Below are 12,864 nucleotides of genomic sequence, written 5' to 3'. Positions count from 1 at the left end.
TCCCGGCGATTCGTCGAGGACCCGTCGTGCGCATACGTACAGTCGATTGACCACAGCTATTGCCGTGCTCGCACTGGCAATCGCAGGCTATAGCCTGGTGCGCCTGGACTCGATGCGGGACAAGCTCGACACCGCCAACGCCACGCTGGCCGCAGCCAATGCCGATCGGGAGCTGTTGCGCGCCGAATTGAGAAGTCAGGCGAGCCGCGATCGGCAGGCACATCGCGATTTGAATCGTCGCCTGGACACCCTGAACGACGCACCTCAGCAGCTGCAGGAACTGGCGTCGACGGTCGAGGAGCTGCGAGGCCGCGCCGAAGGACCGGAGCGCGCGTGGTCGCGTTCCGAAGCTTTGTTTCTTCTCGAGCTGGCACAGCGCCGGCTCACCCTGGATCGCGATGTTGGGACGGCGATGGTCGCGCTGGAGTCGGCGGATCTGCGCCTGGCATCGCTGCGGGATGCGTCGTTCGCCTCCGTTCGCCAGGAAATCGCCAAGGAGCTGCAAGCGCTGCGAGCCGTGCAGATCCCCGACACTACCGGCATTCTGTCCCGCCTGATCGGCGCCGAACAAAGCGCGAGCGATGCTCCGGTCAAAGGCATTCTGGCGAGCGAGCGCAATGCTTTCGATCGCAGCAAGTTGCCGGACGGAATGTTTGCTCGCGCCAGCGCCATTCTCAGCCAGACGCTCGCGAATCTCATCGTAGTGCGCAAGGTGGACGATATCTCCGGCAGCGTCATCACCGCCGAGGAAGCGTTGCTGAGGCGCCAGCATCTGCAGTTGTTGCTCTTCGCAGCTCGCACGGCCGTGATCCGTCACGATGAACAGGCGTATCGCACGGCGCTGGCCGGCGCGCGGCGCTCGCTCGGAGAATTTTCTTCGATCTTTCCAAGCCGGAAGCACAGGCCCTGTTGTCCGAAGTACAGGCGCTCGAACCAATCAACATCGATCCCCCGCTGCCCAACGTGAACAGCTCGACCACCGCGCTGCGCCGGATGGTCTCGTCGCGCCGAGGCCCGGAGTAACCGCGGATGAGAAGCGGCCTTTACATCGCCGCGGCGATGGTCATCGCCGGCCTGCTTGCCAACATCGTGTTGGGCGATCCGGGCTACGTGGCGTTGCGCTTCGCCGGACGATTGATCGAAATGTCCGCCGTGACTTTCGCCCTGGTACTGATCGCCGCGTACTTCGCGGTGAGATTGTCGATCAAGCTCATCACTGCGCGTCGTTCTTGGAAAGCCGCTCAAGAAGCACGCCGCCATGAACGCGCACGTCGCAGTTTTGCTCAGGGCATCCTGGAGCTGTCAGAAGGCAATTGGGAAGCTGCCGAGAACACGCTGACCCGTCACGTCCGCGAAGCGGAGAATCCTGCGGCTCACTATCTGACGGCAGCTCGTGCTGCCGACTTGCAAGGTGCGGCGGACCGGCGCGATGAGTATCTGCAGCGCGCTTTGGAAGTTGCCCCCGACCGCCGTGCGCCCGCGCTCGTCATGCAGGCCGAAGTGCTGCTCAAACACAAGCAGTTGCAGGCAGCGCTGACGACGCTCGAGCAGCTCGAGGCGATGAAACAGCAGAACGCGCGCGGCTTGCTGCTGCTGGCTCGCGCATATCGTCAGTCCGGCGATTGGCAAAAGTTGCAGGCACTCGAACCGCGACTGCGCAGTACGCGCGGCATCACGGCCGCGATGGTCGACGAGACGGTCGCGCAAGTTCATCTGGATCGCCTGAAAGACGCCGGCACCAAGTGCGACCTGAACGAATTGAAAGCTGCCTGGAAGGAAACCTCCAAGTCGCTGGCCAAGCATCCCGAGATCGTGGTCGGTTACGCGCGCGCGTCCATGGCCTGCGGCGATCACGAGGCCGCGGAAGCGGCGCTGCGTGATTGCATCAACAAACAATGGAATGAGTCGGCGGTGCTGGCATTCGGCGAGCTGGAGACCAGCGAACCGCTCAAGACGCTGGATCGCGCCGAAGGATGGTTGCCCGAGCACGGCGACGACCCGGCGCTGCTGTTCACCTGTGCGCAGCTCGCAACTCGTGCCGAGCTCTACGGCAAAGCGCGCAGCTTCCTCGAAACCAGCATCGCAATCCGCCCGCGCCTGGAAGCGTATCAACTGCTCGCAAGCCTGATGGAACAGTTGGGCGATCGCGAGCGCTCGGTGAAGGCGCTGAACGACGCTCTCGCGTTCGCTCTTGGCCGCAAAGCCAATCTCCCGAAGATCCGCGCGCGCCGTTTCCAAGAGCGCCGACAAAGCGATCGACGGAGAAACTAGTACCTCATCATGTCCGCGCCCCGGCCTTATGCCCGCGTTACGCTGCTGCCCTCGCAGCAGATCCTCACCGTCGAGCGCGGTGAGACCATTCTCGATGCGGCTCTACGGGCCGGCTTGAATCTTCCCCATAGCTGCAAGGGCGGGCATTGCTCTTCGTGCCGCGCTCGCATTCGCCAGGGTGAAGTGAGCTATCCGCACGGCCGGCCACTCGGATTGATGGCGGACGAAGAGCGCGATGGTTACGCATTGCTCTGCCAGGCGCATGCCGCCAGCGAAGATCTCACCATCGAAGTGCGCGAGATCCGCCCACCTGTGCCGGAGATCGTCGTCAAGAGCCTGCCTTGCCGCATCGAGCGGCTGGAGCGACTCACGCCCGAAATCATGGCGGTGTTCCTGCGCGTGCCGGCCAGCGAATATTTCCATTTCGTGCCCGGCCAGTATCTGGACGTCATGTTGCCGCAGAACCGGCGGCGGAGTTTCTCCATCGCGAGCACGCCCGGTGACGGCAAGATGCTCGAGCTGCATATCCGTCGCGTGTCGAGCGGCGAATTCACTCAGCAATTGTTCGACGGCACCCTGGAAAAATCGCTGCTGCGGATCGAAGGGCCGCTCGGGCAGTTCTGGTTCCGTCGCGAGTCGCCGCGGCCGGCACTGCTGATCGGCGGCGGCACCGGCTACGCGCCGCTGCGCTCGATGCTGCACAGCCTGCTCGAAGTTGGCGATCGCCGGCAGCTCTATCTGTATTGGGGCGCGCAAACAGCGCGTGACTTATATGAAGACGCGCACCTTCGAGCGCTGGCCGAGCAGCACCCCAATCTGCACTACATTCCAGTGCTCTCGGCACCGCGCGCCGAGGATCAGTGGCAAGGCCGAACGGGCTGGGTGCATGCCGCAGTCTTGGAAGATCACCCGGATCTCACCAGGGTCGATGTCTACGCCAGCGGCCCGCCGGTGATGGTCGAGACGATTCGCCACGAGTTCACGCATCGCGGCTTGCCGCCCGAACAGTTGTTCTTCGATTCGTTCGATTACGCGCCCGACGTCTTGGCCAAGCTCGGCAATGCGTTCATGCCGTCGCAGGATCTTTAGCGCGCAATAGCTCGGCGAGCGCCGCGTTCAGTTCGGGGTAGCGGAACGCGAAGCCGGCATTCAGCGCTTTGGTCGGCAGCACCTTCTGCCCTTCGAGCAGCAGCTGTGACATTTCTCCCAGCGCGGCTCGCAGCGCAAACGCCGGCACCCGCACTGGCAGCGATCGACCGAATTGCGCGGCCAATGTCTCGGCGAACTGTCGTTGTCGCACCGGCTGTGGCGAAGTGGCATTGATGCCGCCGTGCATATCGTCCTGTTTGATACAGAACCACAGCAGATCGAGCAGATCGTCGATGTGAATCCACGACTGCCATTGCTGACCGGAGCCGAGCACCACACGCATGCGCATGCGAGCCGGCCGGATCAATCCCGGCAATGCGCCACCCGACGTTCCCAGCACGATGCCGAAACGCAGGCGACATACGCGAACTTCATATTGCTCGGCAGCTTGCGCAGCCAATTCCCAGGCCTGGCACAGGTGCGATTGAAAGATCGGCTGACCCCGCGCCGCTTCGGTGATTTCCTCTTCGCCGCGCACCCCGTAGTAACCGATAGCAGACGCGTTGACCAGCACTTCGGGCTTGTGTTCGAGCCGTGCAATCAGCTCGGTGATCTTGTTGGTGACACTCAAGCGACTGTCGAGCAATTCAGCGCGACGCGCTGCACTCCAGGGCCGCGCAAGAATCGGAGCACCGGCGAGATTGACGACGATATCGATATGTTCGCTCGCCTGGATGTCATCGAGCGAAGTAATGACGCGCACCATGGAACCGAACAGCTTGCGCGCACGCGTAGCATCGCGCGTCAGCGCCACGATGCTGTGACCGTCGGCGAGCAATCTGCGACAGAGCCTGCGACCGATGAAGCCAGTCGCGCCCGTGACCAACACGATGCCTGGCGCGTCCGAACGAACGGCGCGCCGGGGCATGCGTTGCCACTCAGGTCGGCTCATGTGACGATCTTTGCCACCTTCGTGCCCATGCGCATGAGCTTCAGCAACGTGGGCCGCGGCATGGCGCGGACCTGCTCGTACCATCCCGACAGCTCTTCGAGGAACTCGAGCATGTCGCCGATACGTTGCTTGACCGGCTCGGGCGTCTCGTTGTCCTTCTTGGCGTCGGCGGTAGCCTCACGCAACATCTGTAAAGTCGGGTCGATTTCGCGTTTCTTGCGCCCATCCATAATCATGGTGAGCACTTCCCATATATCCTTGCGCGCCAGAAAGTAGTCGCGCCGATCACCCAGTTGATGAGTCACATTGACCAGATCCCAGGCCTGCAACTCCTTCAGGCTGACACTCACATTGGAACGCGCCACATTGAGCGTTGCCGCGATCTCGTCCGCGGTCAGCGGCGCAGGCGCCAGGAACAACAAGGCGTGGATCTGCGCTACCGAACGACTGACGCCCCAACGGCTGGCCATTTCGCCCCAATGGAGCACGCACCGATGCATGGTGGGAGTAAGCTGCATGTCTAGACCCATCTGTAATTTCTGTCTTTTCTGAAATTTAAATATGCACCGACACTGTGTCAAGTCGATTGCCCGAGGGCGCGCATGAGCGCGGCCCGTCCTCACGTCCTGATTGCGGGGTGTGGCTATGTGGGCCAGCGCCTGGCCGCCCGCCTGCGCGACCGTTATGAGGTCACGGCCCTGGTCCGTGCCAATGACAAGGCAGCTGCGCTGGAACGCCAGGGCTTGAAGACCCTGGTCATCGACCTGGACCGGGTCCGGGTCGGCGCCAGCATTCCGGAGCGGCTGGATCAGGAAGCCATCGTTTACCTCGCCCCGCCGCCCGCCTCGGGCGAGAGCGACCTGCGGCTCGACCGCTTTCTGCACCTGGCCTTCGTGCCGCCGAAGAGCTTTGTCTACATGAGCACGACCGGCGTGTACGGCGACGCCGAGGGCGGCCTGGTCGACGAAAGTACGCCCGTGATGCCGCGGACCGATCGAGCTCGCCGGCGCGTGAGCGCTGAGGAAATGACTCGGGTGTGGTGTCACGAACGACGCGTGCGCCGCGTCGTGCTCCGGGTGCCTGGAATCTATGGCCCGCAGCGGCTGCCCCTGGAACGACTACGCAAGTCTGAGCCCGTCGTACGGCCCGAAGACGCCGGCATCAGCAACCGCATTCACGTGGATGACCTGGTAGCGGCCTGCGAAGCGGCCATCGAGAACAAGGAAGCGCGTGGCGTTTACAACGTCACCGATGGCAATTCCATCAGCTCGACGTCGTTCATCGACCTGGTCGCAGACATCGCCGGCCTGCCCCACCCGCCGCGGGTCTCGATGGAAGAAGCCCAGCTCACATTCAGCCCTGAGCGCCTGTCGTTTCTCAATGAATCACGTCGGGTCAGCAATGACCGCATGCTGAAACATCTGGGCGTGAAGCCGCGCTACGCGGACCCCGAGGCCGGCATCCGCGCCAGCCTGGGCGATTAGCTCGGCTGGCTCTTCTTGCTGTCCAGCCACTTGGTGATGGGCTTCCACTGGTCCCAGTCGGGGCTGGCCAGGTATTCGGGCAGCTCGAAGATGCTCATGCCGCGCTGATAGGCGCGCAGATAGTTGGCCGACTGCCGCAGCTGGCCGAGATACGGCACTTTGAGCTTGTCCAGATACTGATCCAGCTCATCGAACAGCAGGGTGTTCTCCCGCACCCGGTTCGCCACCATGCCGAGCCGCGCCTGTTGACGTTGCACCTTGCCCAGCTCGAGCAGCTCTTCCATGAAGCGCGCCGAGGCCTTCATGTCGATGGGCGACGGCATCACCGGAATGAGGATGGTCTCGGCCCGTCGCACCAGCTCGTTCATTTCGGCGCCATGGGTCCGGGCCGGGGCGTCGATCACCAGCACGTCGGTATCGCGCGGCACGCCTCGTATGCCCTCGTCATAGGCCGGCACGCCGGTAATTTTGGGCAGATCGTCGGGACGCAGCGCCAGCCAGTCGAGGCTGGAGCGCTGCGGGTCGTAGTCGGCGATGGTCACCTTGGCGTCCTGGCTCGCAAAGTAACAAGCGATATTGGTCGCCAGCGTGCTCTTGCCGCTGCCGCCTTTGGAGTTCATTACCATCACGTGGCGCATGAAATGCCTCGCTTCGCCGGAAAACAGCACATCTTGGGCCCGACCGGGCGCGCCGGACTGTGCTGGGTTTCGCGTTGTTGCGAATGATATGCTGCGCGCATGCGCCTGTCTTTCACCAAGATGCAGGGCCTGGGCAACGATTTCATCGTGTTCGATGCTCCGGCCGGCACGGAATTGCCCTCCGCCGAAGTGTTTCGCCGCCTCGCCGATCGCCGTCTGGGCATCGGTTTCGATCAGGCATTGGTGCTGATGCCACCGGCGAAAAACGACTTCGATGTGTTCTATCGCATCTTCAACGCCGATGGCTCGGAGGTCGAGCAGTGTGGCAATGGCGCCCGCTGTATTGCCAGCCTGGTCGCTCGCAAGCTCGGCAAAGCCCGCGTGCAGATGGACAGCCCCGGCGGCCAGGTCAACGGCTTCCTGCGGGATGACGGCCTGGTCTCGGTCGACATGGGCGTGCCCAACTTTGCTCCCGACGCGCTGCCGTTCGAAGCTTCACGCGAAGCCGACGTGTATCCGCTGCGGGTCGGCGAAAAGGAGCTGCAGATCGGCGCCGTCTCGATGGGCAATCCGCACGCTGTCATGCAAGTGCCTTCAGTACGAGAAGCTGCCGTGGACACACTGGGGCCCGCGGTAGAGAATCATTCCCGCTTCCCGAGGCGCGCCAACGTCGGCTTCATGGAAGTGGTGAGCCCGACTCACATCCGTTTGCGGGTGTTCGAGCGCGGTGTCGGCGAGACACAAGCCTGCGGCACCGGAGCATGTGGCGCTGTCGCCGTCGGACGACGTTGGGGACTGCTGCAAGAGGAAGTGCAGGTCGACGCGCCGGGCGGTCGCATGATCGTGCGCTGGCCCGGTCCCGGCCAGGCGCTATGGCTCACCGGCCCGGCAGTCACCGTGTTCGAAGGGACGGTGGAAGTTTGAGCATTAGAATCAAGCGGAACAACAAGGCACCTGTATGAGCAAGCAACCGGTCCGCGGTGTCGATGTCGAGAATCTCCCCCCCGCGATCAGCGGCAAGCGAGATGACAGTGGGCTCAGCGAGACTGAGATCGCCGACTACCTGCAGAACAATGTCGATTTCTTCGAGCGTCATGCGACGCTGCTGACCAAGCTGAAGCTCCCGCACAGCCGTGGCAATGCCACCGTGTCGCTGGTCGAGCGTCAGGTCTCGGCGCTGCGCGAAAAGAATCAGTCATTGGAATCGCGCCTGCGTGAGCTGATCGACGTGGCTCGTAGCAATGACGTGCTCGCCGCCAAGATCCATCGCCTCGCCTGTCGCCTGGTGCGCGCCCGCAATGCGACCACGCTGCTGGACTCGATGGAGACCTCGCTGCGTGAAGATTTCGGCGCTTCCGAATGGCTGCTGCTGCTCGCACCGAATCGCCAGACGGGCTTCAGCAGCATCGACAGCCGTCATCTGCGCCTGATGGATGCGAACGCGTCCGAGCTGAAAATGTTCGACACGCTGTTCGAATCCGCTCGTCCTCGCTGCGGCCAGATTCGCGACAGCCAGCGTGACTTCCTGTTCGGCGCCGGCACCGTCGAGATCGGCTCCGCCGCGCTCGTTCCGCTCAGCCGCGAAGCCGGCTTTGGCCTGCTGGCGATCGGCAGCCCCGACGCACAACGTTTCCACCCCACCATGAGCACCGACTTCCTGGCGCGCATCGGTGACCTGGTGAGCGAGGCCGTCGCGGTCGCCTGATCGTGGCCGCGCGGATCGTCGATCGATGGATGAATCCGCCCTCGCCTGGCTGCCAAAGTTTTTCAGCCACCTGTCCGTGGAGCGGCGCATGTCGCCGCACACGGATTCCAACTATCGGCGCGACCTGAAACGTTTCGTCGCTCACTGCGACAAGCACGGCGTGACCGACTGGTCGCACGTCGACGGTCAGCAGGTTCGTTCCTTCGCCGCTGCCGAGCATCGTCAAGGCGCCTCGCCTCGCACCATCCAGCGCCGCCTGAGTGCCCTGCGCAGCTTTTATAACTTCCTGCTGCGCGAAGGCGTGGTGAAGCTGAACCCCGGGATCGAGGTGCAGGCACCCAAGGCGAAGAAACGTTTGCCCGCGACCATCGATGTCGATCAGATGACTCGCCTGCTGAGCTTCCGCACCGACGAAGAAATCGGCGTGCGCGACAAGGCCATCATGGAATTGTTTTATTCCTCCGGCCTGCGTCTATCCGAACTGGTCGAACTGGATCTCACCGACATCGATCTCGCGGACCGAACCGTTCGAGTGCTCGGTAAAGGCAGCAAGACGCGCGTGGTGCCCGTAGGTCGCCACGCGGTCGAAGCCATCAGCCGCTGGCTGCTCGAGCGCACCAAGCTCGCCGACGTAGGAAATACCGCGCTGTTCGTCGGTCAGCGCGGCGATCGCATCAGCCCGCGCTCAGTGCAGAAACAAGTGGCGGCGTGGGCAAAGCACCAAGGCCTGGGCGTGCACGTCCATCCACACATGTTCCGCCATTCGTTCGCCACGCACATTCTCGAATCCAGCCAGAACCTGCGCGGCGTGCAGGAGCTGCTGGGTCACGCGAACATAGCAACCACTCAGATTTATACTCACCTTGATTTTCAGCACCTCGCCAAAATCTACGATGCGGCCCACCCGCGGGCACGCAAGAAGAGTTGACGGCGCGAAAAGCAGACACCATGAGCGAATCACCCCACGCAACTACTATCCTGTCCGTCCGCCGCAACGGTGTCGTCTGCATCGGTGGTGACGGCCAGGTTTCGTTAGGCAACACCGTGATGAAGGGCAACGCCCGCAAAGTGCGGCGTCTGTACGACGGTAAAGTGCTGGCAGGCTTTGCCGGCGGCACCGCCGACGCGTTCACGCTGTTCGAGCGCTTCGAAGCCAAGTTGCAGCAGTACGGCAATTTGACGCGCGCCGCCATCGAGCTCGCGAAGGACTGGCGCAGCGATCGCAGCCTGCGGCGACTGGAAGCCCTGCTGTGCGTCGCCGATGGCAAGAGCTCGTTCATTATTTCGGGCAACGGCGACGTCATCGAGCCCGAAGACGATATCATGGCAATCGGCTCCGGCGGCGCATTCGCTCAGTCCGCCGCACGCGCGTTGTTACAGAACACCGAGCTCGATGCCCGCACCATCGTCGAGAAGGCATTGAACATTGCCGCCGACATTTGTATCTACACCAATCGCAATCTCACGATCGAAGAGTTTTGCAGTAAACTTCTTTTCCACTTTGTATGTCCATTGACTCCCCGAGAAAATCGTTCAAGAGCTCGACAAGCACATCGTTCGGTCAGGGCGCGGCCAAAAGCGCGCGGTTTGCTTAATTCGCGCTTGCGTAAATCGCTGGCGCCGCATGCAGGTCACCGAAGCGCTGCGCGCCGAGATCACGCCCAAGAACATTCTGATGATCGGCCCCACCGGCGTCGGCAAGACTGAGATCGCCCGCCGTCTCGCTCGCCTGGCGCGCGCGCCGTTCATCAAAGTCGAAGCCACCAAATTCACCGAGGTCGGCTACGTCGGCCGCGAGGTCGATTCCATCATCAAGGATCTGATGGACGTCGCAGTCAAGATGACGCGCGAGGAAGAGATGGAGAAGGTACGTCATCGCGCCATGGATGCTGCCGAGGAGCGCGTGCTCGACGCTTTGCTGCCTCGACCGAAATCGCTCGGCTTCACGCCCGAGCCCGAGCCCACGCCTCGCGACGGCGACACGCGGCAGAAATTCCGCAAGATGTTGCGTGAAGGCCAGCTCGACGATCGCGAGATCGAGATCGAAGTTCGCGCGCTGCCAGTCGGCGTGGAAATCATGGCGCCCGCCGGCATGGAAGATCTCACTCAGCAACTGCAGAGCATGTTCTCGAATCTGGGCGGCTCTCGCACCAAGACGCGCAAGGTCAAAGTTCGTGAAGCATTCAAGCTGCTCACGGATGAAGAGGCCGCCAAGATGGTCAACGAAGAAGAGCTGAAGATGCGCGCGTTACAGAACGCGGAGCAGAACGGCATCGTGTTCATCGACGAGATCGACAAAATCGCTCGTCGCCAGGAGACCCACGGCGCCGACGTTTCGCGGGAAGGCGTGCAGCGCGATCTGCTACCGCTCGTGGAAGGCAGCACCGTTACCACGAAGCACGGCATGGTGAAGACAGACCATATTCTGTTCATCGCCTCCGGCGCGTTCCATATGTCGAAGCCGTCGGATCTGATCCCCGAGCTGCAGGGTCGCTTCCCGATTCGGGTGGAGCTCGACGCGCTCAAGGTCGAGGACTTCATCCGCATCCTCACCGAGCCCGACGCCTCACTGTGCACGCAATACAAGGCGCTGCTGGCTACCGAAGGTGTCACGCTCGAGTTCGACACGAGCGGTGTCCGGCGCATCGCCGAGGTCGCGCATCAGGTGAACGAGCGTACTGAAAACATCGGCGCTCGCCGCTTGCACACGGTGCTGGAACGGCTGCTCGAAGTGCTGTCGTATGAGGCGGCCGACAAGAATGGCGTCAATGTCACCGTCGATCAGGAATACGTCGACAAGCACCTCGGCGAGCTGGTGAAGGACGAAGACCTGACCCGCTACATCCTGTAGGTCCGCCCCGACCATGCCCCATCCGACCAACATCAAATCGCGCACCAAGTCGCGACTGCTGGAAGTGAGCTTCGACGACGGCTCGGTGTTCGAGCTGCCGTACGAGTATCTGCGTGTCTTCTCGCCGTCGGCCGAGGTGCGCGGCCATGGGCCAGGTCAGGAGCAGCTGCAGCTCGGCAAGCACGAGGTCGCCATCACGCAGGTCGAGCCGGTGGGCAACTACGCCGTCAAGCTGGTGTTCGACGACGGCCACAACACCGGCCTCTACACCTGGTCCTACCTGTACGAGCTCGGCCGGGACCGCCCGCAGAAATGGCAGAGCTACCTGGACCGGCTGAAGGAACTGGGCATCGCCTACCCGACCGTGCTGCCGAAAAAGCCGGCGCCGTTTCGCTGAAGAGAGCCCCCGCTGCCCTGAAGCCAACAATCTGGCCCAATAAGGCCCGGCGCTGGCTCAGCCCTCGCGCAAAAACGATTAGAATGCGTCGTCACAGCCAGCGACGACCATGACCGCCAACTCTCCCCACTCGCCCCCGGATGGCACCACCGACTTCGGCTACCAGCAGGTGCCGGTCGCGGAAAAACAGGCACGGGTTCGGGCCGTCTTCGAATCGGTCGCGAGCAACTACGACCTGATGAACGACCTGATGTCGGCGGGCACACACCGGCTGTGGAAGCGTTTCACGCTGTCGCAGACCGGATTGCGCCCCGGCCAGCGCGCGCTCGATGTGGCGGGCGGCACAGGCGACCTGTCGGCAGGCATGTGCAAGCAGGTCGGTGACAATGGCCTGGTGGTCCTGACCGACATCAATGCGGCCATGCTGGCGGAAGGCCGCGACGCGATGACCGACCGCGGCTTCGTGAACAACGTTCGGTTCTCGCTCGCCAACGCCGAGCGCCTGCCCTTTCCCGACAGCAGCTTCGATTGCGTGACCATCGGCTTTGGCCTGCGCAATGTCACTGACAAGGCCGCGGCGCTGCGCTCCATGAAGCGCGTGCTCAAGCCCGGTGGCCAGCTGTTGATTCTCGAGTTCTCACATCCCGTCGTGCCGGGATTGAAGCCGCTGTACGACGCCTATTCGTTTTCGGTGTTGCCGTGGCTGGGCAAAGTCGTCGCGCGTGACGCGGATAGCTATCGCTACCTCGCCGAGTCGATTCGCAAATTCCCCACGCAACCGGCGTTGATCGAGATGATGCAGGAGGCGGGATTGGAGAACTGCAAATATCACAATCTCACCGGCGGCATCGTCGCCCTGCATCGCGGCTATCGTTTCTGACATGCGCCTGACTCCGCTGGAATCGCTGCTCAATCGAAATATCGCCGCCTCGTCGGCGGCGCGTGCGTTGTGCCGCCGTCTGGATACCAAGGTGATGGCGCTGCATGTCGAAGGCATGCCGCTCAGCATCTATTTCAAAGCGAACGGCGAGCAAATGTCGCTCGACACGCAGCACGAGGGCGCGGCGAACGCAACGCTGTCGGGCACGCCGCTGTCACTGCTGCGCATGGCCGGACCAGCGCCCGAAGCGGCGTTGCGAACAGGGTCAGTGCACATTCACGGCGACGCCGAGATCGCGCAGACGTTCAGCGAGCTGCTCAAGCAAGCTCGGCCCGATCTGGAAGAAGAGTTGTCGCGAGTCATTGGCGACGTAGCCGCTCATCAAGTCGGCAATGTGGCTCGCTCAGCTCTTGAGTTCGCGCGCCGGGCGACAGACACGTTCGCGCAAAATGTTTCTGAATATCTCCAAGAAGAAGGGCGCGATGCTCCCAGTCGGACCGAGGCAGATGAATTCATCAATGGCGTCGACAAGCTGCGCGACGATGTCGATCGCCTCGAGGCGCGTCTGTCACTGCTCGAACGCAAGCGCGGTTGACG

Annotated in this window: 14 protein-coding genes and 1 pseudogene; 12 read left to right on the top strand and 3 right to left on the bottom strand. The window is 62.7% G+C overall.

Going from position 1 to position 12,864, the window contains the following annotated elements; genetic code table 11:
• Nucleotides 1-46 precede the first annotated feature (46 nt).
• The 3 genes from D0550_RS02755 (at nucleotide 47) to D0550_RS02745 (ending at nucleotide 3,360) form a co-directional block, all read left to right on the top strand.
• Nucleotides 47-967, top strand: a complete 921-nt coding sequence (locus tag D0550_RS02755; protein WP_161965606.1) for a uroporphyrinogen-III C-methyltransferase — start codon at nucleotides 47-49, stop codon at nucleotides 965-967.
• A gap of 62 nt (nucleotides 968-1,029) precedes the next feature.
• A complete protein-coding gene (locus D0550_RS02750; protein ID WP_116807571.1) occupies nucleotides 1,030-2,271 on the top strand; it encodes a heme biosynthesis HemY N-terminal domain-containing protein in 1,242 nt (413 codons plus the stop codon).
• 9 nt (nucleotides 2,272-2,280) lie between these two features.
• Entirely contained in the window at nucleotides 2,281-3,360 is a 1,080-nt protein-coding gene (locus D0550_RS02745; protein ID WP_116807570.1) for a 2Fe-2S iron-sulfur cluster-binding protein, read from the top strand.
• Here the strand turns inward: D0550_RS02745 and D0550_RS02740 are convergent.
• Nucleotides 3,338-4,312, bottom strand: coding sequence for a TIGR01777 family oxidoreductase (locus D0550_RS02740; protein ID WP_161965605.1), 975 nt, complete (start codon nucleotides 4,310-4,312; stop codon nucleotides 3,338-3,340). The two genes, D0550_RS02745 and D0550_RS02740, sit on opposite strands and share 23 nt — an antisense overlap.
• The gene (locus tag D0550_RS02735; RefSeq protein WP_116807747.1) at nucleotides 4,309-4,830 is read right to left on the bottom strand and encodes a GbsR/MarR family transcriptional regulator; all 522 of its coding nucleotides are present in this window, start codon (nucleotides 4,828-4,830) and stop codon (nucleotides 4,309-4,311) included. Before D0550_RS02735 ends, D0550_RS02740 begins: the two co-directional genes overlap by 4 nt.
• Nucleotides 4,831-4,914: 84 nt before the next feature.
• On the opposite strand from D0550_RS02735, the gene D0550_RS02730 reads away from it, so the two are divergent.
• Nucleotides 4,915-5,796 carry an NAD-dependent epimerase/dehydratase family protein gene (locus tag D0550_RS02730; protein WP_116807568.1) on the top strand — a complete coding sequence of 294 codons (882 nt, stop codon included), beginning with the start codon at nucleotides 4,915-4,917 and terminating at the stop codon, nucleotides 5,794-5,796.
• Here D0550_RS02730 and D0550_RS02725 read toward each other — a convergent pair.
• Entirely contained in the window at nucleotides 5,793-6,434 is a 642-nt protein-coding gene (locus D0550_RS02725; protein ID WP_116807567.1) for a nucleotide-binding protein, read from the bottom strand. The genes D0550_RS02730 and D0550_RS02725 overlap by 4 nt on opposite strands.
• 105 nt (nucleotides 6,435-6,539) lie before the next feature.
• On the opposite strand from D0550_RS02725, the gene dapF reads away from it, so the two are divergent.
• From dapF to D0550_RS02685, 8 genes and pseudogenes are all read left to right on the top strand, one after another.
• Entirely contained in the window at nucleotides 6,540-7,358 is an 819-nt protein-coding gene (gene dapF, locus D0550_RS02720) for a diaminopimelate epimerase (RefSeq protein ID WP_194074844.1), read from the top strand.
• Nucleotides 7,359-7,392: 34 nt separating this feature from the next.
• Nucleotides 7,393-8,139, top strand: coding sequence for a DUF484 family protein (locus D0550_RS02715; RefSeq protein ID WP_116807565.1), 747 nt, complete (start codon nucleotides 7,393-7,395; stop codon nucleotides 8,137-8,139).
• Nucleotides 8,140-8,164: 25 nt separating this feature from the next.
• Nucleotides 8,165-9,067, top strand: coding sequence for a tyrosine recombinase XerC (gene xerC / locus D0550_RS02710; RefSeq protein WP_116807564.1), 903 nt, complete (start codon nucleotides 8,165-8,167; stop codon nucleotides 9,065-9,067).
• A gap of 20 nt (nucleotides 9,068-9,087) precedes the next feature.
• Nucleotides 9,088-9,615: pseudogene (hslV, locus tag D0550_RS02705) on the top strand (ATP-dependent protease subunit HslV); the annotation flags it as partial.
• A 52-nt stretch (nucleotides 9,616-9,667) separates the two neighbouring features.
• On the top strand, nucleotides 9,668-10,990 hold the full coding sequence (hslU, locus tag D0550_RS02700) for an ATP-dependent protease ATPase subunit HslU (protein WP_116807563.1): 1,323 nt from the start codon (nucleotides 9,668-9,670) through the stop codon (nucleotides 10,988-10,990).
• A 13-nt stretch (nucleotides 10,991-11,003) separates the two neighbouring features.
• Nucleotides 11,004-11,387, top strand: coding sequence for a gamma-butyrobetaine hydroxylase family protein (locus D0550_RS02695; RefSeq protein ID WP_116807562.1), 384 nt, complete (start codon nucleotides 11,004-11,006; stop codon nucleotides 11,385-11,387).
• Between the two features lie 109 nt (nucleotides 11,388-11,496).
• Nucleotides 11,497-12,267 (top strand): bifunctional demethylmenaquinone methyltransferase/2-methoxy-6-polyprenyl-1,4-benzoquinol methylase UbiE, encoded by a 771-nt coding sequence (gene ubiE, locus D0550_RS02690; protein WP_116807561.1) that lies wholly within the window; start codon nucleotides 11,497-11,499, stop codon nucleotides 12,265-12,267.
• A gap of 1 nt (nucleotide 12,268) precedes the next feature.
• Nucleotides 12,269-12,862, top strand: coding sequence for a ubiquinone biosynthesis accessory factor UbiJ (locus D0550_RS02685; RefSeq protein ID WP_116807560.1), 594 nt, complete (start codon nucleotides 12,269-12,271; stop codon nucleotides 12,860-12,862).
• Nucleotides 12,863-12,864 lie beyond the last annotated feature (2 nt).

Source organism: Steroidobacter cummioxidans (assembly GCF_003104955.1).
The sequence above is the reverse complement of the archived record's forward strand: the minus strand, read 5'-3'. Positions and strand labels throughout refer to the sequence as shown.

Coding starts and splice junctions, on each gene's coding strand:
- D0550_RS02730 (WP_116807568.1), top strand. CDS start 4,915: ATGAGCGCGGCCCGTCCTCACGTCCTGATTGCGGGGTGTGGCTATGTG.
- D0550_RS02685 (WP_116807560.1), top strand. CDS start 12,269: ATGCGCCTGACTCCGCTGGAATCGCTGCTCAATCGAAATATCGCCGCC.
- D0550_RS02745 (WP_116807570.1), top strand. CDS start 2,281: ATGTCCGCGCCCCGGCCTTATGCCCGCGTTACGCTGCTGCCCTCGCAG.
- D0550_RS02735 (WP_116807747.1), bottom strand. CDS start 4,830: ATGCAGCTTACTCCCACCATGCATCGGTGCGTGCTCCATTGGGGCGAA.
- D0550_RS02740 (WP_161965605.1), bottom strand. CDS start 4,312: ATGAGCCGACCTGAGTGGCAACGCATGCCCCGGCGCGCCGTTCGTTCG.
- D0550_RS02750 (WP_116807571.1), top strand. CDS start 1,030: ATGAGAAGCGGCCTTTACATCGCCGCGGCGATGGTCATCGCCGGCCTG.
- D0550_RS02695 (WP_116807562.1), top strand. CDS start 11,004: ATGCCCCATCCGACCAACATCAAATCGCGCACCAAGTCGCGACTGCTG.
- D0550_RS02715 (WP_116807565.1), top strand. CDS start 7,393: ATGAGCAAGCAACCGGTCCGCGGTGTCGATGTCGAGAATCTCCCCCCC.
- xerC (WP_116807564.1), top strand. CDS start 8,165: ATGGATGAATCCGCCCTCGCCTGGCTGCCAAAGTTTTTCAGCCACCTG.
- D0550_RS02725 (WP_116807567.1), bottom strand. CDS start 6,434: ATGCGCCACGTGATGGTAATGAACTCCAAAGGCGGCAGCGGCAAGAGC.
- ubiE (WP_116807561.1), top strand. CDS start 11,497: ATGACCGCCAACTCTCCCCACTCGCCCCCGGATGGCACCACCGACTTC.